Annotated in this window: 23 protein-coding genes; 13 read left to right on the plus strand and 10 right to left on the minus strand. The window is 68.9% G+C overall.

What is annotated here, in order from left to right:
* The first annotated feature begins 6 nt into the window (after positions 1–6).
* Genes BLV57_RS08435 through BLV57_RS08450 form a run of 4 tightly spaced genes read left to right on the plus strand, consistent with a single transcriptional unit; the run spans position 7 to position 3,409 of the window.
* Entirely contained in the window at positions 7–975 is a 969-nt protein-coding gene (locus tag BLV57_RS08435; protein WP_245757222.1) for an ABC transporter substrate-binding protein, read from the plus strand.
* Between the two features lies 1 nt (position 976).
* Positions 977–1,747 carry an ABC transporter permease gene (locus tag BLV57_RS08440; RefSeq protein WP_091288097.1) on the plus strand — a complete coding sequence of 257 codons (771 nt, stop codon included), beginning with the start codon at positions 977–979 and terminating at the stop codon, positions 1,745–1,747.
* Complete coding sequence (locus BLV57_RS08445) at positions 1,744–2,556, plus strand: ABC transporter permease (protein ID WP_091288098.1); 813 nt, start codon at positions 1,744–1,746, stop codon at positions 2,554–2,556. Before BLV57_RS08440 ends, BLV57_RS08445 begins: the two co-directional genes overlap by 4 nt.
* A gap of 4 nt (positions 2,557–2,560) precedes the next feature.
* Positions 2,561–3,409 carry an ABC transporter ATP-binding protein gene (locus BLV57_RS08450; RefSeq protein WP_091288099.1) on the plus strand — a complete coding sequence of 283 codons (849 nt, stop codon included), beginning with the start codon at positions 2,561–2,563 and terminating at the stop codon, positions 3,407–3,409.
* Positions 3,410–3,470: 61 nt separating this feature from the next.
* Here the strand turns inward: BLV57_RS08450 and BLV57_RS08455 are convergent, their stop codons facing one another.
* The 4 genes from BLV57_RS08455 to BLV57_RS08470 are packed head-to-tail and all read right to left on the minus strand — an operon-like array spanning position 3,471 to position 9,488.
* Complete coding sequence (locus BLV57_RS08455) at positions 3,471–4,649, minus strand: acyl-CoA dehydrogenase family protein (RefSeq protein ID WP_091288100.1); 1,179 nt, start codon at positions 4,647–4,649, stop codon at positions 3,471–3,473.
* A 6-nt stretch (positions 4,650–4,655) separates the two neighbouring features.
* Positions 4,656–6,236, minus strand: a complete 1,581-nt coding sequence (gene mdlC / locus BLV57_RS08460) for a benzoylformate decarboxylase (RefSeq protein ID WP_091289021.1) — start codon at positions 6,234–6,236, stop codon at positions 4,656–4,658.
* Between the two features lie 33 nt (positions 6,237–6,269).
* Positions 6,270–6,935, minus strand: coding sequence for a copper homeostasis protein CutC (locus tag BLV57_RS08465; RefSeq protein ID WP_091288101.1), 666 nt, complete (start codon positions 6,933–6,935; stop codon positions 6,270–6,272).
* A 15-nt stretch (positions 6,936–6,950) separates the two neighbouring features.
* Positions 6,951–9,488 carry a sensor histidine kinase gene (locus BLV57_RS08470; protein WP_091288102.1) on the minus strand — a complete coding sequence of 846 codons (2,538 nt, stop codon included), beginning with the start codon at positions 9,486–9,488 and terminating at the stop codon, positions 6,951–6,953.
* Positions 9,489–9,686: 198 nt separating this feature from the next.
* On the opposite strand from BLV57_RS08470, the gene BLV57_RS08475 reads away from it, so the two are divergent.
* Positions 9,687–10,655 carry an ABC transporter substrate-binding protein gene (locus BLV57_RS08475; RefSeq protein ID WP_091288103.1) on the plus strand — a complete coding sequence of 323 codons (969 nt, stop codon included), beginning with the start codon at positions 9,687–9,689 and terminating at the stop codon, positions 10,653–10,655.
* Between the two features lie 55 nt (positions 10,656–10,710).
* Positions 10,711–12,078 carry an FAD-dependent monooxygenase gene (locus BLV57_RS08480; protein ID WP_245757223.1) on the plus strand — a complete coding sequence of 456 codons (1,368 nt, stop codon included), beginning with the start codon at positions 10,711–10,713 and terminating at the stop codon, positions 12,076–12,078.
* Positions 12,079–12,122: 44 nt separating this feature from the next.
* On the opposite strand, the gene BLV57_RS08485 is transcribed toward BLV57_RS08480, so the two are convergent.
* A complete protein-coding gene (locus tag BLV57_RS08485) occupies positions 12,123–12,707 on the minus strand; it encodes an LppU/SCO3897 family protein (protein WP_143047013.1) in 585 nt (194 codons plus the stop codon).
* Between the two features lie 83 nt (positions 12,708–12,790).
* Between BLV57_RS08485 and BLV57_RS08490 the strand changes: the two genes are divergently transcribed.
* The 6 genes from BLV57_RS08490 to BLV57_RS08515 all read left to right on the plus strand — a co-directional run bounded on the left by BLV57_RS08490 (position 12,791) and on the right by BLV57_RS08515 (position 17,993).
* The gene (locus tag BLV57_RS08490; RefSeq protein WP_091289023.1) at positions 12,791–14,437 is read left to right on the plus strand and encodes a DNA repair helicase XPB; all 1,647 of its coding nucleotides are present in this window, start codon (positions 12,791–12,793) and stop codon (positions 14,435–14,437) included.
* Between the two features lie 63 nt (positions 14,438–14,500).
* Positions 14,501–14,833 carry a hypothetical protein gene (locus BLV57_RS08495; protein WP_143047014.1) on the plus strand — a complete coding sequence of 111 codons (333 nt, stop codon included), beginning with the start codon at positions 14,501–14,503 and terminating at the stop codon, positions 14,831–14,833.
* A complete protein-coding gene (locus BLV57_RS08500) occupies positions 14,830–15,825 on the plus strand; it encodes a hypothetical protein (RefSeq protein ID WP_091288106.1) in 996 nt (331 codons plus the stop codon). Before BLV57_RS08495 ends, BLV57_RS08500 begins: the two co-directional genes overlap by 4 nt.
* The gene (locus BLV57_RS08505; RefSeq protein WP_091288107.1) at positions 15,825–16,238 is read left to right on the plus strand and encodes a hypothetical protein; all 414 of its coding nucleotides are present in this window, start codon (positions 15,825–15,827) and stop codon (positions 16,236–16,238) included. Before BLV57_RS08500 ends, BLV57_RS08505 begins: the two co-directional genes overlap by 1 nt.
* Positions 16,239–16,364: 126 nt before the next feature.
* The gene (locus BLV57_RS08510; protein ID WP_091288108.1) at positions 16,365–17,120 is read left to right on the plus strand and encodes a DUF4253 domain-containing protein; all 756 of its coding nucleotides are present in this window, start codon (positions 16,365–16,367) and stop codon (positions 17,118–17,120) included.
* Between the two features lie 48 nt (positions 17,121–17,168).
* The gene (locus tag BLV57_RS08515) at positions 17,169–17,993 is read left to right on the plus strand and encodes a DUF72 domain-containing protein (RefSeq protein ID WP_176968545.1); all 825 of its coding nucleotides are present in this window, start codon (positions 17,169–17,171) and stop codon (positions 17,991–17,993) included.
* Between the two features lie 191 nt (positions 17,994–18,184).
* Here BLV57_RS08515 and BLV57_RS08520 read toward each other — a convergent pair whose 3' ends face one another.
* Positions 18,185–18,757: a type 1 glutamine amidotransferase domain-containing protein gene (locus BLV57_RS08520; protein ID WP_091289025.1), complete on the minus strand. Its 573-nt coding sequence runs from the start codon at positions 18,755–18,757 to the stop codon at positions 18,185–18,187.
* Between the two features lie 136 nt (positions 18,758–18,893).
* Positions 18,894–21,713, minus strand: coding sequence for an AfsR/SARP family transcriptional regulator (locus tag BLV57_RS08525; protein ID WP_425425969.1), 2,820 nt, complete (start codon positions 21,711–21,713; stop codon positions 18,894–18,896).
* Positions 21,714–21,778: 65 nt separating this feature from the next.
* On the opposite strand from BLV57_RS08525, the gene BLV57_RS08530 reads away from it, so the two are divergent.
* On the plus strand, positions 21,779–22,711 hold the full coding sequence (locus tag BLV57_RS08530; protein ID WP_091288110.1) for an o-succinylbenzoate synthase: 933 nt from the start codon (positions 21,779–21,781) through the stop codon (positions 22,709–22,711).
* Here the strand turns inward: BLV57_RS08530 and BLV57_RS08535 are convergent.
* From BLV57_RS08535 to BLV57_RS08545, 3 genes are all read right to left on the minus strand, one after another.
* The gene (locus BLV57_RS08535) at positions 22,708–23,613 is read right to left on the minus strand and encodes a M23 family metallopeptidase (protein ID WP_091288111.1); all 906 of its coding nucleotides are present in this window, start codon (positions 23,611–23,613) and stop codon (positions 22,708–22,710) included. The two genes, BLV57_RS08530 and BLV57_RS08535, sit on opposite strands and share 4 nt — an antisense overlap.
* A 71-nt stretch (positions 23,614–23,684) precedes the next feature.
* The gene (locus BLV57_RS08540; RefSeq protein WP_091288112.1) at positions 23,685–24,491 is read right to left on the minus strand and encodes a transporter substrate-binding domain-containing protein; all 807 of its coding nucleotides are present in this window, start codon (positions 24,489–24,491) and stop codon (positions 23,685–23,687) included.
* Positions 24,491–25,297, minus strand: a complete 807-nt coding sequence (locus BLV57_RS08545) for a nucleotidyltransferase domain-containing protein (protein WP_245757224.1) — start codon at positions 25,295–25,297, stop codon at positions 24,491–24,493. The genes BLV57_RS08540 and BLV57_RS08545 overlap by 1 nt, the downstream gene beginning before the upstream one ends.
* Positions 25,298–25,309 lie beyond the last annotated feature (12 nt).

Genomic DNA, 25,309 nt, shown 5'->3' on the forward strand with positions numbered 1-25,309 from the left:
TCCGCTGTGTTCAGACGTGCCGTACTCGCACTGGCGCTGTCGGCGGCGCTCACCGGATGCGGCGCGCTGGGCGGTTCCGGCACCGGCCCGGCGCCTTCGGGCGGCACGGTCGAGAAGCCGAAGATCAAGGTCGCGCTCATTTCCACGATCGATCTCGCCCCGCTGCACCTGGCGAACAAGAAGGGTTACTTCAAGGAAGAAGGCCTCGAACTCGAGATCACCACGGCGCCGAGCAGCCAGGCCACCCTCGCCTCGCTGATCAGCGGTCAGGCCGACTTCGCGTTCGCCAGCTATGTGCCGTTCTTCGTGGCACAGGACAAGAAGGCGGCCGACATCAAGATCGTCGCCGACTCGGTGTCCGCGAGCCCGCGCAGCAACATGATCGTCACCAAGCCGGGTTCGGCCGTGAAGTCGGTGCGCGACCTCGCGGGCAAGAAGATCGGCGTCTCGGCGCTCAACACCGCCTCGCACATCATGTCGATGGCGGCGATGAAGGCCGAGGGCGTCGACCAGAGTGCGGTGAAGTGGACGCCGATCCCCTTCCCCGACATGGCCGCGGCGCTGAGCCGCGGTGACGTCGACGCCGCCTACCTGCCCGAACCGTTCATCACCCAGGCGGCCAAGACGATCGGCGCCGTGCCGGTCGCCGACGTGGCCACCGGTCCGACCGAGGACTTCCCGATCGCGGGCTACGGCGCGCTGGCGAAGTTCACGGCGGACAACCCGAAGACCGTGACCGCTTTCCAGCGCGCCATGAAGAAGGCGACCGACGAATCGGCCGACCGCGCGGCCATCCAGCCGTACGTGGTCGAATTCGGCAAGGTCGACCAGGACACGGCCGCGCTGGTCACCCTGCCCCACTTCCATTCCACCTTGGACGCTCGGCGGCTGCAGCGGGTACCCGACCAGCTGCTCGAGTTCCACGTCATCGGCCAGCGGATCGACGCCGGTCCGATGCTCGCTCCACAGGGATAACGTGACAAGACTTCTGCGCAACCTGACCGGCCTGCTCGTGTTCTTCCTGCTGTGGGAGGGCTTCGTACGGGCCGGGTTCGTGAACGCGCTCTTCCTGCCCCCGCCGACCATCGTGTTCGCCAGGCTCTTCGAGCTGCTCGGCGACCCCGTGTTCCTCGGCCACGTCATCGCCAGCGCGCTGGCCTGGCTGATCGCGATGGCCATCACGATCGCGATCGCCGTGCCTGCCGGGCTGCTGCTCGGCAGCGTCAAGTGGCTGCGCGACTCGACCAAGGTGCTCGTCGAACTGCTACGCCCGATCCCGTCGGTCGCGCTGATCCCGTTGGTGCTGCTGGTGATCGGCGGCGGCCCGGAAGCGAAGATCACGCTCGCCGTGTACGCCTCGGTGTGGCCGATCCTGTTCAACACCATCTACGCGATGTCCGAAATAGACCCGGTGCTCACCGAGACGGCCCGCTCGTACGGGACGTCCAAGACCCGGATGCTGAGCTCGGTCGCGCTGCCGCACGCGGCGCCGTTCATCTTCACCGGCATCCGCATGTCGTCGGCGATCGCGCTGATCCTCGTGGTGAGCACCGAGTTCCTGGCAGGCGCCAGCAAGGGCATCGGCCAGTTCCTGGTCGGCGCCAGCGAAGGCTCCGGCCGGATGGACCTGGTGCTCGCCGGGACCGTCGTCGCCGGGCTGCTGGGTTACCTGAGCAACGAAGGGCTCGAACGACTCGGGCGCAGGCTGTTCCGCTGGAGCACGGTCGACCGGGAGGCGGTCAAGTGAGCGTCGCCACGAGTGTCCGAAAAGGACTGAGCGGGTTCACCCGCTATTGGCTGCTGTTCCTCTGCCTGATCGCGCTCTGGGAGGTCGTGACCAGGATCGCGGGCGACCTGTTCTTCCCGCCGCCCAGCGAGATCGCGGCGAGCGCGGCGAAACTGTGGTTCACCGGGCCCGCGTCGCACCTGTTCCTCACGGACGCGGTGTTCGACCAGATCGTGCCCAGCTTGGTCCGCATGCTCAGCGGCTGGCTGATCGCGGTCGTGCTCGGCATCGCGCTCGGCACGGCGCTCGGCCGGTCACGCACCGGCATGGACTACGTCGGCCCGCTGTTCGCGTTCTTCCGCGCGATCCCGCCGCCCGCGCTGATCCCGGTGTTCTGGGTGCTGTTCCACATCGGGCCCGGCATGCAGATCGCCGCGATCATCTTCGGCTCGATCTGGCCGGTGCTGCTCAACACGGTCGACGGCGTCCGCTCGGTCGATCCGGTCAAGCAGGAGACCGCGCGCTCGTTCCGCACCCCGAAGGCCTACTGGATCACGATGGTCGTGCTGCCCGCGGCGCTGCCGAAGATCTTCGCCGGGCTCCGGCTGAGCCTGTCGGTTTCCCTGATCCTGATGGTGGTTTCGGAACTTTTCGGTTCCTATGACGGGATCGGCTATTCATTGCTGTCCGCGCAGCGCTCGTACGAGCTCACGACCATGTGGGCATGGATCGTGCTGCTCGGCGTGCTCGGTTACGGACTGAACTCACTGCTCCTGATGGTCGAACACCGCGTGCTGGCCTGGCAGCCCGCGCGAGCCTCGAAGGGTTGATCAGATGACGAACATGCTCGAGGTGACCGGCCTCAACCACAGCTACGGCACGCACGTGGCCGTCTCCGACCTGTCGTTCACGGTGGAGGCCGGGCAGCTGGCCTGCATCGTCGGCCCCTCCGGCTGCGGCAAGTCGACGCTGCTCCGGTGTATCGCGGGCCTGATCCCGCCGACGTCGGGCACGGTCAAGCTCCACGACGACAAGGTCAACGGCGTCCCCGACGACCTCGCGGTCGTCTTCCAGGATTACAGCCGCTCGCTGTTCCCCTGGCTGACCGTCGCCAAGAACGTCGAGTTCCCCTTGCGCTGGGGCGGTTTGAGCAAGTCCGACCGCCGCAAGCGCGCTTTGGAGGCACTGGACTCGGTCGGCCTGTCCGGCGTCGGCTCGAAGTTCCCGTGGCAGCTGTCCGGCGGCATGCAGCAGCGCGTGTCGATCGCCCGCGCCTTGGCTTCACGCCCGGCGTTGCTGCTGATGGACGAGCCGTTCGCGTCCGTCGACGCGCAGACCCGCTTCGAGCTGGAGGACCTCACCCGGCGCGTCCAGCGCGAGCAGGGCAGCACGATCCTGGTGGTCACGCACGACATCGACGAAAGCGTCTACCTGGGCGACCGGGTCTTGGTGCTGTCGAAGTCCCCGGCGTCGATCGTCGCGGACCTCCCGGTCCCGCTGCCGGCCGACCGCGACCAGATCACGACCCGCGAATCGGCCGAGTTCGTGTCCCTGCGCGGCGAAGTCGCCCGGCTCCTGCACGGCTCGACCCCGGAAGCGGAGACCGCGGCCGCCGACGCGGCCGAGTGGGACCTGGCCGAGAGCGGTGCCGAAGCCTCCCCCAAAGCCCGCCAAGACTCCTAAGGACTCGCCCAGGGTCGTGAGTGTTCCGACCGGTTCTAACCGGCCGGAACACTCACGAGGGTTATGAGGTGGGGAGCGTCGGGACGCCGAGGACCGAGGCGCCGATCAGCTTGCGGGCGGCCAGGTTGCCCATCGGCATGAACGTCGACGCCTGCACGTCGCGCCACATCCGCTCGAACGGCAAGGCCTTCGTGTAGGACGCGCCGCCGATGACGTCGACCAAGCGCTGCAACACCTTCACGGCGTTGTTGCTGGCCACGTACTTGACGAGACCGCAGCGCGCGACGCCTTCCTGCACGTCGCCGCCGAACAGGCGTCCGCTGGAGACCTCGTCGACGTGGCGGTGGATGAGCGCGCGGGAGCTCTCGACCAGGATCTGGCACTCGCCGATCACGTCCTGCAGCACCGGGTCCTCGGTCTTGCCGCGCTTGACGAGGCTGCGGACCGTCCAGTCGAGCGCGCCGGCCGCGATTCCCGTGTAGACGGCCGCGAAGGCAGGCATCGCCCAAGCCCACACGGTTTCCAGTACGCGGGCGTCGAAGTGGCCGACCGGGAGCGAGTGGACCACGCGGTCGTCGGAGACGAAGACGCCGTCCAGCTCGAGGTCGTTGCTCTGGGTTCCGCGCATGCCCATCGTGTTCCACGTCTTGTGGATCGTCACGCCCGGCTGGTCCAGCGCGATCTGGCACAGCAGGAGCCGCGGACCGCCCTCGGCGTCCTCGAAACGGGCCGTTGTGGAGCAATGGGTGGCGACGGATGTGTTGGTGGCGAAGCTCTTCCGCCCGGTCAGCACGAAGCCGCCGTCGACCTTCTCGGCGCGGGTGAGCGCGTCGGTCATGTCGTTGCGCAGGCCCATCTCACTGGTCACCGACGCCCACACGAGACCGCCCTCGGCGGCCTGGCGCAGCAGGGCCTCCAAGCGCGGGTTCTGGGTGCGGCGCCACACGTTCGCCCACTGGCCCAGCGGCGAAATGTGCATGGTGACGGCCAGCGCGGTCGCGCCGTCGCCCATCGCGAGGCGTTCCAGCACGGGGAGGATCTCGGCGAGGCCCGCGCCGAAGCCGCCGAGTTCCTTGGGCACCGAAAGGCGCAGGAAGCCGGCCTCCGCGAGGTCGTCGTAGTTGGCGAAGGGAAACGTGTTCTCGCGGTCGTGCTCGGCGGCACGCTCGGCGAACACGTCCGCGAGCTTGCCCGCGCGGTCGACCAGTTCTCGCTGTTCAGCACTCAGGAGGGGTTGCACACAACCTCAATACAGGGCAACCGGATTCGGGTCAACGCGCACGTGCAGCAAGTTCGGCCGATCATCGGCGAGCGCCGAGGACAGGGCCGTTTTCAGCTCTTCGGGCCGTTCGACATGACGGGCCGCCAGTCCGAGGCTGCCCGCCAGCGCCGTGAAGTCGATCCCGCCGAGATCGACGCCGGGCACCTTCTCCCCGCCGCTCGCCTCGCCAAGGATGCGCACCGCCGCGTACTGGTAGTTGTCCAGGATGACGAACGTGACCGGCGTGTTCTCCCGCGCCGCCGTCCACAGTGCCTGGACGCAGTACATGCTCGACCCGTCGCCGATGACCGCGACGACCTTGCGCTCCGGCCGCGCCATCGCCGCGCCCACCGCCGCGGGCAGGCCATATCCCAGTGTGCCACTGGCCACCGTCAAAAACCCGGTGTCGGTGGACCTGATCGGCAGCTGGGCCTGCAACGCCGGCCGGTGACTCGGCGTCTCTTCGACGACGATCGCGTTGTCCGGCAACAGTTCCGACAGCGTCGCGTACAGGAAATCGGCCGAGATCAGGCTCCCCTGCACCGGCCGTGGACGCTCCAGCGAAGCGGGCAACGGCCGCGAGGACTGCTTGACAAGCCCAGTCAAAGCCCGGATCGCCAGCTGCGAAGTCGCCCGGATGCCGACGCCTTCGGCCGCGCGGGCGAGGATCTGCTCGTCGTCGCTGATCACGTAGAGCGGCGGCAGCGGCGTCGCCGATTCGCCCCGGTACACGTGATAGGTGAACGCCGGCGCGCCCAGCACCACGACGAGGTCGTAGGCGGACAGCGCCGAAGCGACCTTCCCCCGCTCCGGCTGCAGGAAGCCGCGGAACAACCGGTGGTCTTCCGGGAACGAACAGCGCGCGGACATCGGGCTCGCCCAGACGTCGGCGCGCAGCCGCTCGGCGAGCGCGACGAAGTCGGGGACCGCGCCGTCGTGGTCGATCGCGGGCCCGGCGACGAGCGCGGGCCGCTCGGCCGCGTCGAGCGCGACGGCGAGTTCGGCGAGCACCTCGGGATCCGGCGCGAAACCGGCGATCCGCGGCCGCGTCGCCACGGCCTTGTCCGCCTCGGCGTCCCAGTCGTCGAGTGGCACCGAAAGGAAGACCGGGCCTTGCGGCGCTTGCGTCGCCACGTGATAGGCCCTGGCTATCGCCGCCGGGACATCCTCGGCGCGCGCGGGCTCGCAGCTCCATTTGACGTACGGCTTGGGGAACGACGCCGCGTCGGTCGCGCCGAGGAACGGCTCGTCCGGCAACAGCGACCTGGTCTGCTGACCGGCCAGGATGATCAGCGGCGTGCGGTTGCGGAACGCGGTGAAGATGTGCCCGGCCGCGTGCCCGACGCCACCGGCCGAATGCAGGTTGACCAGCACCGGCTTGCGGCTCGCCTGCGCGTACCCGTCGGCGATCGCGACCACCGACGATTCCTGTAGCGCCAGCACGTAGTGGAAGTCGCTGGGCCAGTCGGTGAGGAAGGCGACCTCGGTGGTGCCGGGGTTGCCGAACACCGTGGTGAGGCCGAGTTCTCGGAGCAGGTCGCGGGTGACGTCACGCACAGTCGTCATGCCACCCATTCTAGTGGCAAAACGGCTGCCCGATCAGTCCTTGACGAGCGCCGCCCACGCACGGACCGCGTCAACGTCCAAAGAGGACGACCAGCCCGCCGGCCGTACCGCGCTGCCGACATGGAACGCGGACACGCCGTCCGCGCGCAGCCCGGCCACCTGCTCGCTCCGCAGTCCGCCGCCGACGAGCAGGTCTGGACCACTGCGCTTGGCGAACTCGCGCAGCACCGGCAGCCCGGCGGCGACGCCGTCCGGGTGCCCGGCCGCGAGCACCGTGTCGCAGCCGAGCGCCGAAAGCTGGTCGTAGGCGCGCAGCTGGTTGCGCGCGCGATCGATGGCGCGGTGGAACGTCCATCGCAGACCCTGGAGGTCTTCGGCGAGCAGACGGCACGCCACGGCGTCGATCTCGTTGTCGGGCGTCAGGAAGCCGAACACGAACTCGCGCGCGCCGAGATCGACCAGCCGCGCGGCGTCCGCGCGCAGCTTGTGCAGATCGCCGGTCGCGAAGGAACCGTTGTCCCGCAACATGACCCGCACCGGAAGGTCGGTCGCGCCGAGCACGTCACGCACGACATCCGGCGGCGGCGTGAGCCCGTCGAGCGCCATGTCCGCGACCAGTTCGAGCCGGTCCGCACCACCCGCCTGCGCGATTTCGGCGTCGGCCGCGTCGAGTGCGATGACTTCTAGCAGGCCCGTCATTGCCGTCCCTTGTCGTTAGGTCGCGGAGTCCTCTTCGCCCCTCGCGTGGCGTCCTCTTCGGACACCGCCCTGCAGACTACTCATCCGCTCCCGCACCGCGTCTGGGGAAAGTGAGAGTATCGGCATCGGCTCCGGCGGCCACTGCACGCCCTCCTCACCGGAGGTGCGCGCGATCGGCAGCGCGGGCGAGGTCGCCTCGTTGTCGCCCGCGAAGTCCACGTCGGACTCCGACGGCCACACTTCTTCCGACGGCCACACGGGATCGTCTTGGGGGGCCGGGCGATCCACCGGGGCCAGTACCGGACGCGACGGCGGTCCGGCCTGGAACCAGCGCGAAAGCACGTCCTGGTAGGCGGGCATCCGCTCGGTCGGCGCGTCCGCGTCCAGGTGATGCGCCTCCGGCTCCTCCTCGACCGGCCAGGACGGCGTGTACTCCTCGACCACCGGCGCGCGGCGCGGCGCTTCGACCACCGTCGGCAGCACCAGGGGCTCCGGCTCGCTGAGCAACGGCGCCAGCGGGGTGAACGCGGGCGGCTCCTCTTCGGCGACAGGCTGCTCGATGGGGGGCGGCGGCGGAAGTTCCAGTGGCGGCGGCGGTTCCGTGACGAGCTCGGCGGGCACGAGCACCGTGGCGATCAGGCCGCCGCCTTCGGCAGCGGCGAGCCGGACGTCGATGCTGTGCCGCTTCGCGAGCGTCGCGACGACGTAGAGGCCCATCCGGCGCGACACCTCGACGTCGACCTCCGGCGGGCTCTCCAGCCGCTTGTTGGCCCGGTCGATCTCCGCCTGCGGCATACCGGCGCCGCGGTCGGCGATCTCGATACGCCACGCGCCCGCCGGGGTCAGCGAGCTCGCCACGGTCACGATCGTCTGCTCCGGCGAATACCGCGTCGCGTTCTCCAGCAGCTCCGAAACCACGTGCACGAGGTCGTTGACCGTCTCGCCGCGCACCGCGATCTCGGGCGCCGGGTTGAGCTCGATGCGTTGGTAATGCTCGACTTCCGACACCGCGGCGCCGATGATCTCGTCGGCGACCACGGCGCCGGACGCGACCCGCCCGAGGTCGGTGCCGGACAGCACGAGCAGGTTCTCGCTGTTGCGGCGCATGCGCGTGGCGAGGTGGTCGAGCTCGAACAGCCCGCCGAGCGTGTCGGGATCCTGCTCGTCGGCCTCCATCCGGTCCAAAACGGACAGTTGCCGCTCGACGAGATCCTGGCTGCGCCGCGACAGGTTGACGAACATCGAGTTGACGTTCTCGCGCAGCAGCGCTTGCTCACCGGCGAGCCGGACCGCCTCGCCGTGCACCGCGTCGAACGCGCGCGCCACCTGGCCGAGCTCCTCGCGGCTGAACACCGGGACCGGCGCGACCTCCAGGCGCCGCAACACGTTCTCCGGCTGCGGCTCCTGCGCGTTGAGGATGCCTTCGACCACCGCGGGCAGCCGGTGCTCGGCGACCTCCAGCGCGCTGCGCCGCAGCACGCGCAGCGGCCGCAGCAGCGACCTGGCGATGATCACCGACAGCACGCCGGCGACCAGCAGCACGGCGAGCACGATCCCGCTGTCGGTGATCGCCGACGTCCGCGCGCCCGCGGCGAGCGAGTCCGTGCGGTTCTGCATCTGGACGAGCAGCGCCTGCTGGACCTGATGGACCAGGTTGATCGTGTACGTGGACGAGGTGTCCCAGACGTTCGGGTCGAGCCCGCTGAGATCGCCGTCGCCCTCGGCGCGGGTGAGCGCGGACTGGGCGAGGTTGTTGCCGAGGTCGACCACCAGGCCGATCACCGTGTCGTTGTACATCCGCTGCTGCTCGGGGTTCGCGAACGTGCGGAAGTCGCGCTGCGCGGAGTCGATCTCGGCCTGCGCGCCGAGCAGCGCGCGGGTGCGCTCGTTGGTCAGCTTGCCCTGGGCGAGCGCGTCGGCGAGGATCGCGCGCTTGACCGACATCTGATCCTTGGTGCGGGCGAGCGCGTTGCTGGCCAGGCGCAGGCGGGCGAGCTCGGGGTCGGTGATGTCGGCGGCCGACGCGCCGCTGATGTCGAGGATGCCCGCGATCAGCTCGCTGTAGGCACGCAGCACCGCGTCCGGCGGGTACTGCGAATGCTCGGACGAGTAGCGCAGCCCGGTCAGCACGTTGAGCCGGTCTTCGGTGAGCCGGAGGCTCTCGGCCGCGTTGGCGGCGAGCCGCGAGCGGCTGTCGACGAGCGTCCGGTCGAAGGTGCCGATCGCCGTGTCGACGCGCTGGCGCTGATTCTGCAACTCGGCGATGTCACCCTTACGGCTCGCGGCCACATAGCGGACAGTGAGGTCCCGTTCACGCTGCAGTTGGTGTATTACTTCCGTAACAGTGTTGTCGATTCGGCCCCGCGCGGCCAATTCCGCGAGCGCCTTCGCGTCGTCGAGATCGGATTTGACGCGCAGGCCCACCAGCGCGACGACCGCGAGCGCGGGAATCAGCAGCACGACGAACAATTTCGTACGGAGGTGCCAATTTCGAAGGCGCCAGCGGCCACCAGCAGCGCCGCCCGCTTGGGCGCGCTTTTCGCGACGGCTCACCTGGCTTCCTTCTTCCGCCGTCGTGTGACGCACTCGGCCGGCTATAGAGGGCTTGACCTCGAACCTACTCCAGAGTAGTTAAACTCTGAGTGATCCGAAAGCCGCTCATTAGTGGTACGGCCTGCCCGCGATGCTATTGCCAGTGGCGCTTAAGCTCCAGCATAAGGAGCATATTCGCTCGGCTGTTGAGGGGTCCGGATGGCGCGAAGGATCGGGATTCCGCTGGTCATCGGCGTACTGGCGATGACTGGCTGCTCGATGTTCGGCAATGATCGAGGCCCTGCGGCGGTTTCACTCGAAAGAACAACCCTCCGAGTGGGCGTCGGCAACGTTATTGACACTGCGCCACTGCGGCTCGCGGTTCAGGAAGGCCGTTTCGCCGGCGCCGGGCTTCAAGTCGACCTCGTCGAGCAAGGTCAGGAGAACACCGCGCTCAGCAGGCTCGCGGCGGGCGAGCTCGATGTCGCTTTCGCCAGCGATGTCGCATTGTTCCGCGCGGCGGCGAGCGGCACCGCGCTCCAGTTGCAAGGTGAGGCTTACACGGCGGGCCCCAACACCATGGCGCTGGTGACGTTGCCCTCATCCAAGTATCCCGAACCGGCCGCCAAGAAATCACCGACCATCGCCGTCAACATGCTCGACGATCTCGGTTCACTGGCCGCCAAATCGACGCTGGGCACCGCGGGAGTGGATCCGAAAAAGATTCACTTCGAACAACGCCCCTTCGATCAAATGGCCGACGCTTTACGCGACGGCGACGTCGACGCCGCCTGGATGGTCGAGCCGTACATCACCAAGGCGGAGAAGGAACTCGGCGCGCGCATCCTCGCCGACGGCGCCGCGGGCGCCACGCTCGACTTCCCGGTGTCCGGGTACGCGTCGAGCGGCATGTTCGCCCAAGCCAACCCGAAGACGCTCGCGTTGTTCCGGCTCGTGCTCGGCGAGGCACAGCAGCGTGCCGACGATCCGGCGGTCGTGCGCGCGGCGCTGCCGAAGTTCTCCGACATCGACGCCACGACGGCCTCGCTCATCGCGCTGGGGACGTACCCGGCCACCCTCAACGGCATCCGGCTCCAGCGGGTCGCCGACCTGATGCACAACGAGAAGCTGATCAGCGACCGGCTCGACGTGATCGCGCTGCTGCCGGGAGGCGACCGGCCAAAGTAGCCCCAGGCACTTCTTGCACTTGGTATACTTTTGCTCCAAGTGTGAGGAGTGTGCCGTGCGCGAAACAGACGTGGTGGTGGCGGGCGCCGGGCCCGCCGGATTGATGACAGCGGCCGAGCTGGCTCTGGCGGGGGTCCGCGTGACCGTGCTGGAGAAGCTGCCGTCGACCAGCGAGATGGCCAAGGGCAACGGGGTGCAGCCCCGCACCTTCGAGGTGTTCGACCTGCGCGGGATCACCATCGGCGGTGACCCGCTGCCCGACGCCGTCGGCCATTTCGGCGGGCTTCCGGTGCCACTGGACTACGGCCCATGGCAGACGAAGCACCCGAAGGTCGGGAACGTGCCGCAGAACCGGATCGAGGCCGCGCTCGAAGCCCGCGCGGTCCGCGACGGCGCGGTCGTGCTGCGCGGGCACGAGGTGACCAGGGTCAGCCAGGACGACGACGGGGTCACGATCGAAGCCGGGGCGACCTTCCGCGCCCGCTACCTGGTCGCCGCCGACGGCGCGCACAGCACGGTGCGCAAGCTGCTGGGCGTGCCGTTCCCCGGCCGCGCGGGCACGTACGTGGCGACGCTGACCGACATCCGCCTCGCGGCCATGTCGGACCTGGTGCCGAGGCGGATCGCGCATTTCCGCGAGATCACCAGGCAGGCGAACGGCTACTGGAGCATGCTCACGCCGTTCGCCGAAGGCCGGTACCGGTTCGTCTTCGGCAAGATCGGCGAACAGTCACAGCGCGACACCCCGGTCACCTTCGACGAGGTGCAGACGGCACTGAAAGCCTTGTACGGCAACGAAACCTCACTCGCCGAGGTCTGTGTCGCCTCGCGCTTCAGCGACGCGACCCGGCAGCTCGAGCAGTACCGGCACGGCCGGGTGCTGTTCGCGGGCGACGCGGCGCACATCCACCCGCCGCTCGGCGCGCAGGGCCTGAACCTCGGCATCCAGGACGCCTTCAACCTCGGCTGGAAACTCGCCGAAGCGGTGCACGGCGACCCGTCGCGGCTCGACAGCTATCACGACGAACGCCATCCCGTCGCCGCCCAAGTGCTGCGGCACACCGCGGCGCAACGCGTGTTCACCGCGCCGTCGCTGAGCGAGGACGTGCTGGCGTTGCGGGAGATCTTCAGCGAGATGTTCCGGCAGCCCGACGCGAACCGGTACCTCACCGGGCTGCTGTCCGGCCTCGACCTGCGCTACCCGAACGCGCGCCGGATGCCGGACCTCGACCTGGTCACGGCCGAGGGCCCGGTCTCGCTCTCGGCACTGCTGCGCCCCGGCCGCTGGCTGCGCCTCGACCTCGGCACGCATGACGTGCCGGACGGACCGATCAGGACGGTCCGAGCTAAGACCAGCGGCGAGTACGACGGCGAGCTGCTGCTGATTCGCCCCGACGGATACGTGGAGCTCGTGAGTGTTTAGACCGGTTAGAACCGGCCGGAACACTCACGACCACTCACGCCGCGCTAGGCGTTGGTGACGGGCGTGAGGCAGATCGTGCGCTCGTAGGGGCCTTCGTAAACCCGGATGTGGTCGCCTGACGAGCAGAGGTCCGGCTCGACGGAGTAGCGGTGGACGATCACCCTCACCTCGGCGCCCCTGGCCGCGCAGCTGATCCGCTCGACCGCCGTCTCGCTGTCGGCGTTGCGCACGCAGTCGCCGGTGTCGACGTTGAGCGCCAGGCACAGCGTCGAGAGCGGTTCGCTGTGGTCGGTGGCCGTCTTCACCTTGAGGAAGTCCCCGGCGGGGCAGCTCGCGCCGGGGAACACCCTCGCCTCCACGCGGTAGATGGCCTCGTCGCGTGAGCACGAGGTCTTCCGGTAGTCGTAGTCGTGGCCGTCGGTGCCGGACTTGAGCGTCAGGCAGTCGCCGGTCCCGACGGCCGAGGCGACCGACACGACGCGGAAGAACAGCATCGAGACACCGAAGCTGAGCAGGAACGCGAACACCACGCCGAGCGTGATGCCGATCTTGGCGCCGGTGGCCAGCCGCTTGATCTCGACCTCCGGCACCGGCGGCGCCGGCGCCATGAATGGTTCGTTCGTGCTCAAGGTGTCCCCTCCCGATCCCCGGTGTGCTCATCTTCGCACGGGGCTTTTCCCAGGTGATCGTCGTAGCCACGTATAAAGGACTGGTGACCGACGGCCCCTTGATCGTGCAATCAGACAAGACAGTGCTGCTCGAGGTCGACCACCCGATGGCGGCGGACGCGCGGACCGCCATCGCGCCGTTCGCCGAGCTGGAGCGGGCGCCCGAGCATGTCCACACCTATCGCGTCACCCCGCTGGCTTTGTGGAACGCGCGCGCCGCCGGGCACGACGCCGAGCAGGTCGTCGACGCGCTGACCACGTACTCCCGCTTTCCCGTTCCGCAGCCGCTGCTGATCGACGTCGTCGACACGATGGGCCGGTTCGGCAGGCTGCAGATCGCCAACCACCCGGCGCACGGGCTGGTCATGTCGACCACCGACCGCGCGGTGCTGGAGGAGATCCTCCGGCACAAGAAGATCAGCCCGATGCTGGGCGCGCGCATCGACCCGGACACGGTCGTGGTGCACCCGTCCGAGCGCGGGCGGCTGAAGCAGGCGCTGCTCAAGGTCGGCTGGCCCGCCGAGGACTTCGCCGGGTACGTCGACGGCGAGGCGCACCCGATCGCGCTCGACGAGGGCGACTGGAAGCTGCGCGACTACCAGCGCATGGCCGCGGAGGCGTTCTGGGCCGGTGGCTCCGGTGTCGTCGTGCTGCCTTGTGGCGCGGGCAAGACGCTGGTCGGCGCGGCCGCGATGGCCAAGGCGCAGGCGACGACGCTGATCCTGGTGACCAACACCGTCGCCGGGCGGCAGTGGAAGCGTGAGCTGATCGCGCGGACGTCGCTCACCGAGGAGGAGATCGGTGAGTATTCGGGCGAGAAGAAGGAAATCCGCCCGGTCACCATCGCGACGTACCAGGTGATCACCCGCAAGACCAAGGGCGAGTACCGGCACCTCGAGCTGTTCGACTCGCGAGACTGGGGCCTGGTCGTGTACGACGAGGTGCACCTGCTGCCCGCCCCGGTGTTCCGGATGACCGCGGACCTGCAGTCGCGGCGCCGTCTCGGGCTGACCGCGACGCTCGTGCGCGAGGACGGGCGCGAAGGCGACGTGTTCTCCCTGATCGGGCCGAAGCGCTACGACGTGCCGTGGCGCGACATCGAGGCGCAGGGCTGGATCGCGCCTGCCGAGTGCGTCGAGGTCCGCGTGACGCTGACCGACAACGAGCGGCTGCAGTACGCCACGGCCGAGGCCGAGGAGCGGTACAAGCTCGCGTCCACGGCGGACACCAAGACCGCGGTCATCAAGTCCATTGTGGAGAAACACAAGGGCGAGCCGACCTTGGTCATCGGCGCCTATCTCGACCAGCTGGAGATGCTCGGCGCCGAACTGGACGCGCCGGTGATCCAAGGCGCGACGAAGAACAAGGAGCGCGAGGAGCTGTTCGACGCGTTCCGGCGCGGCGAGATCAGCACACTCGTGGTGTCCAAGGTGGCCAACTTCTCGATCGACCTGCCGGAGGCCTCGGTCGCGATCCAGATCTCGGGCACGTTCGGCTCACGCCAGGAGGAGGCGCAGCGGCTCGGCAGGCTGCTGCGGCCCAAGGGCGACGGGCGGCAGGCGCATTTCTACTCGGTCGTCTCGCGGGACACCGTCGACACCGAATACGCCGCGCACCGGCAGCGCTTCCTGGCCGAGCAGGGGTACGCGTACCTGATCGTCGACGCCGACGACCTGCTGCGTCCGTTGTAAGGACGGAACCGCCGCCGGTTCGCTCCCGTCCCAGTCGGGGAAATGACCTGGATGGGGGCGTACATGAGCGACGAACGGGCTGATTTCGCAGCAGACCTGACCGAGCTGGAAAACGGCATCAAGAACGACATCGAGCCGGCGCTGGAGCATTTCCAGCAGCTGTACAAAGACGTCGAAACGATCTCCGGCCACGACGCGACGAGCCTGCTCGGCACCGGCGGTCCCGTGCTGATCGGGATGTTCGCGGCGTCGGCGGCCGCCGTGCTGGACGGCCAGCGCGCGGCGGTCGCGTCACTGGAGGGCTTCCGCGACGCGCTGAAGGACGTCGTGCGGTCCTATCGCGCGGTCGAGGACGCCACCGGCGAGAACATCAAGGCCGCCGGGGTGATCCGATGACCGTCGACTTCGACAGCCTCGACAAATCGTTCCTCGAGGCAGGCGGGCTGGTGCCGTTCCTGGTCCCGTTGGCCGGGTGGGTGGACTTCCTGACGAACAAGCACGACTCGTTCAGCATGGAAGGCCAGTCGCAGATGATGCAGGGCCTGCCGATGACCGACGTGCATTTCGACGACTTCTTCCACACCGCGCAGCTGTTGTCAGGGCAGCCGCTCGACGAGCTCGGCCAGGTCTACGAGACGCTGGTCAAGAACGCGCGCGGGCTCGACGACGGCATGGAGGACTTCCAGAGCGCCTGCGTCAACATCTTCCGCAACTGGCGCGGTGACGCGCAGGCCGCGTGCGCCGCGTACGGCGGCAAGATCATGGACTTCGTCAACGACGAGCGGGAGGCGGCGGCGACGCTCGCGTCCTGCCTGCTGTCCTACGCGAGCATCATCAAGGCGGCGCGGGCGGACTGGCTCAAGCTCGCGCAGAACTTCGTCGCCGCGCTGGGCCAGAAGCAGGAGAACGACGAGGCGTCCGGCTGGAAGGTGGTGCTGACCGTGGTCGGCAGCCTGGTCGGCGCGGCGTTCGGCGTGGTGACCGCCGGGGTGGGCCTGGCGGCCAGCGAGGCCGCGGTCGCGACGGCGATCTCGTACGGCAGCGCGGTGACCGCGGCGGTGGCCGACGGCGTGACCGAAGCCGCCAAGGAGTCACTGGACGGCGAGAAGTACCAGGACATCGCGTACAAGTACCTGCGCGCCTGCCGCGAGCTGGAAGAGCGGCTCGTCAACGGCATCAACGACGAGGTGCTCCCCAAGCTCCAGCAGCTCGGGGAGTCGCGGCCGACGCCGCCGTCCAGCCCGGTCGACGTCGGCAGGTTCGACGAGGACCCCGGCAAGGTGCTGGTGCCGGAGCACACCACGGACGACGTCGACAAATGGCTGGCCAAGAAGAAGAAAGAGGCGGGCTCACGGCCGCCGTCGAACATCTCGTCGGCGCTCGGCTGATGGACCCCGTCGCCCAGGGGCGGGCGGAGTTCCGCGCCAGGCAGGAGGAGGCGCTCCGGCGTAACCCGGAGCGCCTGCTGGAAGCAGTGCTCTCGCAGGCGCGCCAGGTCACCGGGTCCGCGTCGTCGGCGGACGGCTCGGTCCAGGTGACCGTGGACTACCTCGGGATGCCGACACGGCTGGAGTCCGCACGCGACGCGGACGCCGGGGTGATCCTCCGCGCGGTCCAGCTGGCGGCGTCGCGGGCGCGCGACGAGGTGCGCGGGCTGTACACGCCGCTGGTCGAGGCGAAGATCATCGACGACTACCCGGGCCTGCTCCCCCAAGCTGCCAAGCCAGCCGAACCGGCCGCGGAGCCGGTCGTCGAAGAGGATGAACCCGCGGAGCCCGTGTTCAGGGAAGACGCCTGGTAGCACCGCGCTGACCTGCGGTTTTCGACGTTCACCCGAACAGGTGAGCGAAGATCGGACTGGAAATTGTCGGTGGTTCGAACTACTGTTCGAGGCATCTAGCCGAACACCAGTTCGAGGGGACCTCCCATGACCATCGCTCCGTTCCGCCCGGTCACGCCGATCGTCCAGACCCTCCCGCCCGGCCACTGGCACGGCAGGCTGTGGGTCTCGGACGAGCCGCTGACGCAGTCTTCGCGGTATCTGACGTGTGTCGCGGAGTACGACCGCACCGGTCTCTGGCCGGTGCTCATCCCGCGCGATCAGCGGTTCGCGGTCAACGGCGAGGACTGGATCGACGACCGCGGCAGGCTCGCGCCCGCCCAGCACAAGATCGGCCTGGTCGACCCGGCCGTCACGCTGGACCGCTGGTGGGACGCCTCCTGCTGCGACGGCGCCTGCCTGCGCCCCTTCGGCGCCAAGTTCCCCGGCCTCGCCCGCCGTCCCCAGCGCCGCGCCGACCCGCTCGCCGAGGCGGGCAACACCGGCTCGGTGCTCGCGGCCCACGCCGAGTACCGGCTGGGCCTGGTCCAGACCGAGCGCCCGGCCGACATCCCGGCGATACTCGGCTGGACCGGCATGATCAAGTTCACCGACCAGGTCGCCGAGCTCTCCGGCGTGCTGCGCAGCTGGGAGGAGCGCTTCGGCGCGACCCTCATCTCGCTCGGCTTCGACTCGCTGGAGCTCTCGGTGTCCGCGCCCCCGCGCAGTCAGGGCCGCGCGCTGACGGTCGCCGCCGAGCACCGCGCGTTCAGCCTGCCGACGTTCGCCGGGCAACCGGGCAACCTGCGTGAGTACGCGGCGGGTCTGGTGCACTCGCGGCACTGGAAGTTCTCCTGGGCCTGAGTTTCGGGCGTGGCCGGGGTGGCTACTCCGGCGGGGAGGAGGTGTCTCGTGATCCGTGTCGGGGTTTCGGGCTGGCTGTATCCGCCCTGGCGAGGCACCTTCTACCCCCAGGGTTTGCCGCACAAGGAAGAGCTGGCCTACTTGGCTCGGCAAGTGAGCACGGTCGAGATCAACGGGACGTTCTATTCACTGCAGCGGCCGACGTCCTTCCAGACATGGTTCGCCCAGACGCCGGACGACTTCGTGTTCGCGGTGAAAGGCCCGCGCTTCATCACCCACATGAAGCAACTCCGCGACGTCGAAACCCCCTTGGCGAACTTCTTCGCGTCCGGTGTGCTGGCGCTCAAGCACAAGCTGGGCCCGGTGCTCTGGCAGCTCCCGCCCCGCCTGCGCTTCGACCCCGAACGGCTCACGGAGTTCTTCGAGCTGCTGCCCCGCACCACGCGCGCCGCGGCCGCGTTGGCCAAGCACCACAACGAAAAGCTCAAGACCGACCCCTGGCTGAAACCCGGCCCGAACCGCCGCATCCGGCACGCACTGGAGGTCCGCCACCCGAGCTTCGAGTCGGCCGAGTGCGTGGCCCTGCTGCGCGAGCACGACGTCGCGCTGGTCTTCGCGGACACGGCGGGCAAGTTCCCCAACCCGCGCGAAGACACGGCGGACTTCTTCTACTTCCGCCTGCACGGCGACCAGGAGCTCTACGCGAGCGGCTACAGCGACAAGGCACTCGACGACTGGGCGGCCACGATCCAAGCCCGCCGCGGCAAGGACATCTACGTCTACTTCGACAACGACATGAAGGTCAAAGCGCCCGGCGACGCCCGCGCACTCGCCACCAAACTCGGGTCGAGCGCACAAACGCCACGTCCGTAACGCTGAACGTGACATAAGCCCCGTTCATTCCGCCCAGCCCGCTCACTTGAGACTGACAGCGCTGGGCCGAGTTGATCTTCGCGAAACCCGAGTTTGGGCCATTGAATGGCCTGAACTCGGGTTTCGCGCTTCCGTGAAGCGGGCCCCCGCCAAGGGGTCGTGAGTGTTCCGGCCGGAACACTCACGAGGCCTTAGGCCGTCTGGCCCGCGTGCTTGCCTTCGGAGATCTCTTCGACGACCTTCGCGCAGAAGGCGGGGAGGTCGTCGGGCTTGCGGCTGGTGACGAAGCCGTTGTCGACGACCACTTCCTCGTCGACCCAGGTCGCGCCCGCGTTGGTCAGGTCCGTCTTCAGGCTCGGCCACGACGTCATGCGGCGGCCGCGGACCACGTCGGCCTCGATGAGCGTCCACGGCGCGTGGCAGATCGCGCCGACGGGCTTGCCCTGCGCGAAGAACTGGCTGACGAACGAGACCGCTTCCGGCACCGTGCGCAGGTAGTCGGGGTTGGCGACGCCGCCCGGCAGGACGAGCGCGTCGTAGTCGTCGGCGGAAGCCTCGCGGACCACGCGGTCCACGGGGAAGGTGTCCGCCTTGTCCAAGTGGTTGAACGCCTGGATGGAACCGGCCTCCGTGGACACGAGTTCCGGGTGCCCGCCCGCGTCCTGTACCGCCTTCCAGGGTTCGGTGAGCTCGACCTGTTCGGTGCCCTCGGGGGCGACGACGAACGCCACCCTGCGACCGGTCAGTGTGTCAGGCACGACTATCCGCTCCTTCCTTCGGGATCGAAGGCAACGGATACCCGGGCTCGCGCGTGGTCCAAACATCAGTCAGCGGGCAGTGAGCGCCATCCTGTTGAGTGACACCGTCGGGGTGGCCTGCCCGCGCACTGTTCACTGGGGGTCAGTGCGCGGGCAGGCCGAACGAACCGGCCAGCGCGGCGAGCTTGGCGCGCACGTCTTCGGCGTCTGGGTGGGAAAGCTCGGTCAGCACCCGTACCGCGCGCAGCCAGCAGTCCCGGGCGGACGCGCTGTCGCCGAGTCTCAGGTGGATGTCACCCAATTGGGCCAGCACGTCCGCGGCCTCGTACGACTCGCCGCGGCTGAAGAACATGTCGACCGCCTGCCGCATGCACCCGATGCCCTCGTCGGTGCGGCCCAGCCCGACCAGTGCCTTGCCGCGGCTGTGCAACGCGAACCGCTCGTCCTCGACGATGCCCGCACGGCGCCAGATGGCCAGCGCGCTGTCGGCGAGTTCCAGTGCTTTTTCGTGCTCGCCTCGTTCGGCGTTGATGTCGCCGAGTGCTTGCAGGACATCGGCTTCCAGGTTGACGAGGTTCAGCTCGCGGACGAGCCGCAGTGCCTCCAAGGCGTGGTCATACGCTCGTTCCTGATCACCGTTGTTACCGGCCGAGAGCGCCAAGTTGTACTGTGCACGCGCCTCGCCTTCGCGCGTGCCCAGCTCACGCTGGATCTCCAGGACCTGCTGCAGGTACCGCAGCGAGTCCGCGTGCTGCCGGGCGACACCGTGCGCGACGCCGAGTCCACTGAGGATCCCGGCCTCACCTGCCCGGTTCTTCGCCAGCCGCGCGGCACGCAGCGCGAGGTCGAAGACGGACCGCCACTCGTCGAGGCGCGCGCGGATGATGAACGCCGACTGCAGGACCCAGGCCAGCTGCCAGCAGCGCTCGTACCGTTCTTCCCTGAACGCGAAACTCACCGCCGCGACGAGGTTGGCCTCCTCCTCGTCGAACCAGTCGAGTGCCTGCTCGTGGCAGCCGAACTGCGAGCCGCCGTCCACGTCGCCGACCAGCCGGTAATGCCGTTCCGGCCGCAGGATCTTGGACGCGTTCAGCGCCGACGACAGATACCAGTCCAGCAGCCGGTCGATCGCGGCCGCGCGCGTCGCCTCACAGTCGAAGCGCGAGGACAGCTCGGCCGCGTAGACGCGGATCAGGTCGTGGAACTGGTACCGCCCAGGCCTCGGCTGACCGAGCAGGTAGGCCGAGGCGAGCTTGCTGAGGCTGGTGCGCGCCGACGCGAGGCCCACGCCGGCGATCGCCGCGGCGGCCGGCGCGCTGAAGTCGGCGCCCGTCGGCAGGCTGAGCAGCCGGAGCAGGCGCGCGGCCTCCGCGTCGAGTGCCTGGTACGAGTGCGAGAACACGGCGCGGATGTTGGTCTCGTCGCCGTCCGCGAGGTCGAACGAGCCGAGCCGGTCGTGCTCGGTGTCGAGTTCGTCGAGGAACTCGGCCAGCGGCACTTCGGGGAACTGGTCCGCGCGCACCGCGAGGATGCGGATGGCCAGCGGGAGCCTGCCGCAGTAGTCGACGAAGCGTTCGGCCGCCGCGCAGTCCGCCTTGGTGCGCTCGACGCCGATGGTCGCGGCGAGCAGCGTGATCGCGTCCTGTTCGGCCAGCTCGTCGAGCGCGACGCGATGCGCGCTGTGCCGCGCGACCAGCGCGCGAAGCTGCCAGCGGCTGGTGACCAGCACCAGGCAGCCGGGGCCGGGCAGCAGCAGCCGGACCTGTTCGGTGCCAGCGGCGTTGTCGAGCAGGATCAGCAGCCGCCGCCCCGCGCTGTGCGTGCGCCAGAGCGACGCGCGGCCGTCGAGGTCGCTCGGGATCCGGTCGGCGGGCACGCCGAGCGAGGCGAGCATCGTCTCCAGCGCGGCGGCGGGCTCGACCGGGTCACCCGGTCCGTATCCACGCAGGTTGGCGTAGATCTGCCCGCCGGGAAAACGGTCCGCGACGTCGTGCGCGAAATGCACGGCGAGCGTGGTCTTCCCGATGCCGCCCATGCCCTCGATCGACGCGATCGGCGAGGACGCCGAGCCTTCCGAGGGCTGCTCCGGCACCAGCGCCCACAACGCCTTGAGGTCGGCCTCGCGCCCGGCGAACGCGCCGAGGTCCGCGGGCAGCTGGCGCGGGATCAGCGGCTCGGAGCCGAGCCGGTACGCGGCGCGGCCCGCGCTCGTCGCGACCCTCGCGCCCTCGTCGCCGGTGAGGATCGCCTGATGCGCGCGCTGCAGCGAGGCGCCGGGGTCTAGCCCGAGCTCCTCGGCGAGCACGGCGCTGATCCCGCGATAGACGGCGAGCGCCTCGGCTTGGCGCCCAGCCCGGTACAGCGCGATCATCAGCTGCTCGTGCAACCGTTCGCGGAGCGGGTTTTCCCTGGTCAGCTCGGTCAGTTCCGGGATGACCGTGACGTAGTCGCCGAGCGCGAGCATGGCCTCGGCCCATTGCTCACGCACGCGCAGCCGTTCCTCGGCGAGCTGCGCGATCTCATCCCGGTGCAGCGCGTCGGACTCCACATTGCTCATCGCCGGGCCACGCCACTGCGCGAGCGCGTCGGTGAACAGGCTCGCCGCCTGCCGCAGCTCGCCGTTGGCCGCCGCGCGCTTGCCGCGGGCCGCGAAGTCGCGGAACCGGGTGAGATCGAGCGCGCTTTCGTCCACTTCGATCAGATAGCCGCCGCGTTCGGTGCGGATCGGCGCGAGCTCGCCGAGCGCGCGGCGCACGCGAAGGACGTACGTCTGCAACGCGCCCTTGGACCGGCGCCGGTCGTCGTCGTCCCACAGCCACCGGCTCAGCTCTTCGACCGAAACGACCTGGTTGGGGCGCAACAGAAGTCCGGCCAGCACGATCAGCGGCCTGCTGCCGCCGAGCGGAACGGGCCGACCGTCCGCCGTCACCTCGGCGGTGCCGAGCACACGGAACTGGAGCACCACCACCTCATTCTGGCTCTTACCGGGCGAAACGGCACGTGCTCGGCGTGGCAGTATCTCCCGTGATGGATGTCTATTCGCTCCGCATGCGCACACGGTTCCGCGGCATCACCGTGCGTGAAGGCGTGCTGCTGCACGGACCCGCGGGGTGGGGCGAGTTCTGCCCGTTCACCGAGTACGACGACGCCGAGTCCGCGCCGTGGCTGGCTTCGGCGGTCGAGGCCAGTGAGGTCGGCTGGCCGTCGCCGGTCCGCGACCGGATCGAGGTCAACACGACCGTCCCGGTCGTCTCGCCGGACGAGGCGTACCGCATGGTCGCGGCGTCGGGGTGCCGGACGGCGAAGGTGAAGGTCGCGGATCCGCGCTCGTCCCTTGTGGACGACTGCGAGCGGGTGGCCGCGGTGCGCGACGCGCTCGGCCCGTCCGGCGCGATCAGGGTCGACGCGAACATGGCCTGGGAGGTCGACCCGGCGGTCGACGCGATCCGCGTGCTCGACAAGGCCGCGGACGGGCTCGAATACGTCGAGCAGCCCTGTGTTTCCATCGAAGAGCTCGCGGCCGTGCGGCGCCGGGTCGACGTGCGGATCGCCGCGGACGAGTCGATCCGCCGTGCCGAGGATCCGCTCAAGGTCGCCGTCGCCGGGGCGGCCGATATCGCGGTGCTGAAGGTGGCTCCGCTGGGCGGGGTGCGCCGGGCGCTGGAAGTCGCCGAAGCATGTGGACTGCCGTGCGTGGTTTCGTCCGCCGTCGAGACGAGTGTCGGGCTCGCGGCGGGGCTGGCGCTCGCCGGAGCGCTGCCGTCACTGGAGTTCGCTTGTGGACTCGGCACGATGTCGTTGCTGGAGAACGATGTCTGCTCGGCCTCATTGTCTCCTGTGGACGGTCAGCTGCCGGTGCCACGCAGCGCGCCGGAACCGGATCTTCGCGATCGGTTCCGGCCGGATGAAGACACCCTGACCAGGTGGGCAGCCCGCCTGGCCAGGGTGCGGTCTCGTTAGCCGCAGTGCTCGAAGCCGCTCTCGTAGGTCGAGGAACCCGCTGAGCCACCCCACTTCACGCACTTGTTGCCCGCCGGGGCGCTGACCGGACCGGCGTAGTACTCGAAGCTGCCGGTGTCGGCCTTACGTGCCGATCCTTGGACTTCGAGGAAGGCCGAAACCGCGCTGGCCGTGCCGACCGAGGCGCTCTTGATGGTGGTCACGCAGTTGTTGCCGTTGGCGGAGTTGTAGAGCAGGTACGCGGTGCCCGCCGAGCCCAGCGCGGCCGAGTCGATGACCTTGTAGCCGTCACCGCAGACCTCGACGGCGTCGTACGGGTTGTTGTTGCCGCCGCCGCTGCACGTGTTCTTCGAGGTGACGTTGGCGTGCGGGTACGGGAAGGTGACGCCGTTGAAGACGGCCTTCTGCGTGTTGTTCGGGTACGCCTGGTCCGAGGTGCGGACCTCGAAGTGCAGGTGCGGCGAGATGTTGTTGCCGGGCTTGGAGGTGTTGCCGAGCTCGCCGATCTTCTGGCCCTGCGCGACCTGCTGGCCCACGCTCACCGAACGCGCGCGCAGGTGCGCGTAGTAGGTGGTCCAGCCACCACCGTGGTCGATCTTCACCAGGTTGCCGTAGCCGTTGGTCGAACCCTGGTGCGCGGAGATGACGACCTTGCCGGCGGCCGCGGCGACGACCGTGTCACCGAGGTCGGCGTCGGCGGTGCTGCCGCGGTTGAAGTCGAGTTCCCAGCCGACGTGCGCGCTGGAGTTGTCGTTGTTGCCGTTCCAGGTCTGGTTGCAGGGGAACGGCACCTGGAAGTTCGGGCGGGGACCGGCGGCGCCCGCCGGCGACGCGATCACGGCCGCACTGGTCAACCCCATCGCCAGCGTGGCCACCGCGGTGATCCAGCGTCTGATTGCCATCGGTATGTCCTCTCTCGACTGGTTGATCCGTACCGTGCCGGATGTCCGTACAAGCGAGATACAAATGACTTTCAGCCGAGCCAGGGCTTGCTGATGCGGGCGTAGGTGCCGTCGTTGAGCGCGAGATGCAGCCACTGGTCGACCCATTGCTGGAACACGACGTCGCCGCGTGGCAGCAGGTAGGCCTTCTCGGCGAAGGTGAACGGCTGGTCGGGATGGACCGCGCACAGCTCGGGATGCTGCTTGGCCTGCCACCGGGTTTCGGTGGCGTCGGTGATCATCAAGTCGGCGTTGCCCTTGAGGATCTCCTCGAAGATGGTGTTGTTGTCGGGATGGCGGACGATGGTCGCGCGCTTGAGGTTGGCGTCGGCGAACTGCTCGTTGGTGCCGCCGGGGTTGACGATCGCGCGGACCCCTGGCTGGTCGATCTGCTCGAGCGTCTGGAACCTGGCGGCGTTTTCGCAGCGGGTGATCGGGGTCTTGCCGTCGCGGAGGTAGGGCTCGGAGAAGAAGGCGCGCTTGGCCCGGTCGAGCGTGATCGAGATGCCGCCCATGCCGAGGTCGCAGCGGCGGCCGAGATCGTCGAGCAGCGTCTTCCAGGTGGTCGGCACGAGGGTGAGCCGGACTTTGAGGCTGTTCGCGAGTTCCTTCGCCAGGTCGACGTCGATGCCGCTGTAGGCGCCGTTCGCGTCGCGGTAGGTGAATGGCCGGTAATCGCCCGTGGTGCAGACCTTCACCTCGCCGCGGCGCAGGACCGTGTCGAGCCTGCTGCCGTCATGGCCGGTTTCAGTGGCGGCACTGGCGGTGCCGAAGCCCAGTACCGCCACTGAAATCAGCGCCGCCAGCTTGCCTGTCGTCGACTTGAGGGTGATCGCCATCAAGCCATCTTCCAAGCCTCCCGGTGGACCCGCACCAGCCATTCGTCGGCCGCGGCGTGATCGGGGTGCTCCGGTAGCGGCGAAGTCCGGATCAGCTTTTCGAGCTGGGCGTCCAGCTCGGCCGCGGCGTCCAATGCCTCGTCCTTCGCGTGCTCGCCCTTGCGCAGTTCACGCAACCAGGTCCGCCAAGGCTCCGGAATCGGCAGCGTGATCTTGCCGGTCTCGAGCAGCTCGACGCCTTGCAGGCCAAGCCGGACCATGTGCATCGCGAACTTGGTGTCGAAGCCGTGCTTCTCGATCAGCTCGGGCCGGTTGGTGCGCTGGCTGCCATTGCCGAGCATCCTGTCCCGCTGAGCGGCAAGATAGCCGCGAAACCGGTGTCCGGCCTGCCTCGACACGATGATCGGCGCGTTCGCCCGCAGCTCCCGGCCGAAGTCGTTGATCTCGGCGACCTCGTTTTCCGGCACGAACAGCAGCAGGAGCACGGTCGGGTTGCCATTGAGCGCGAGCCGCGTCCACTTGCGCAGCGAGTACACGACCAGCTCCAGGTCCCCGGGCTCGGACCGGACACCTTCCGGCCGCGCGCGGTGGATGTACTGCTCGAACTGCCGCAGCCCGGCGACGTACTCCGGCGGCTCGACACAGATGCCCATCTCGTCGCGGTCCTGCTGGCCTTCCAGCGCGGTCCCGAGCAGGCCGGAGCCGACCTCGCAGCGCAGGATCATGCCCTGCTCGGCGAGCGCCTTGAACTCGGGGCTGTCGTGTTTCACCAGGTAGTAGTACCGCGACCCCGGAACCCTGGTCATCCGGTTTTCAGG

This window comes from Amycolatopsis xylanica (assembly GCF_900107045.1).
Classification (GTDB): Bacteria; Actinomycetota; Actinomycetes; order Mycobacteriales; family Pseudonocardiaceae; genus Amycolatopsis; species Amycolatopsis xylanica.

Coding starts and splice junctions, on each gene's coding strand:
- BLV57_RS08450 (WP_091288099.1), top strand. CDS start 2,561: ATGACGAACATGCTCGAGGTGACCGGCCTCAACCACAGCTACGGCACG.
- mdlC (WP_091289021.1), bottom strand. CDS start 6,236: ATGACGACTGTGCGTGACGTCACCCGCGACCTGCTCCGAGAACTCGGC.
- BLV57_RS08465 (WP_091288101.1), bottom strand. CDS start 6,935: ATGACGGGCCTGCTAGAAGTCATCGCACTCGACGCGGCCGACGCCGAA.
- BLV57_RS08475 (WP_091288103.1), top strand. CDS start 9,687: ATGGCGCGAAGGATCGGGATTCCGCTGGTCATCGGCGTACTGGCGATG.
- BLV57_RS08495 (WP_143047014.1), top strand. CDS start 14,501: ATGAGCGACGAACGGGCTGATTTCGCAGCAGACCTGACCGAGCTGGAA.
- BLV57_RS08500 (WP_091288106.1), top strand. CDS start 14,830: ATGACCGTCGACTTCGACAGCCTCGACAAATCGTTCCTCGAGGCAGGC.
- BLV57_RS08505 (WP_091288107.1), top strand. CDS start 15,825: ATGGACCCCGTCGCCCAGGGGCGGGCGGAGTTCCGCGCCAGGCAGGAG.
- BLV57_RS08510 (WP_091288108.1), top strand. CDS start 16,365: ATGACCATCGCTCCGTTCCGCCCGGTCACGCCGATCGTCCAGACCCTC.
- BLV57_RS08530 (WP_091288110.1), top strand. CDS start 21,779: ATGGATGTCTATTCGCTCCGCATGCGCACACGGTTCCGCGGCATCACC.
- BLV57_RS08535 (WP_091288111.1), bottom strand. CDS start 23,613: ATGGCAATCAGACGCTGGATCACCGCGGTGGCCACGCTGGCGATGGGG.
- BLV57_RS08540 (WP_091288112.1), bottom strand. CDS start 24,491: ATGGCGATCACCCTCAAGTCGACGACAGGCAAGCTGGCGGCGCTGATT.
- BLV57_RS08545 (WP_245757224.1), bottom strand. CDS start 25,297: ATGACCAGGGTTCCGGGGTCGCGGTACTACTACCTGGTGAAACACGAC.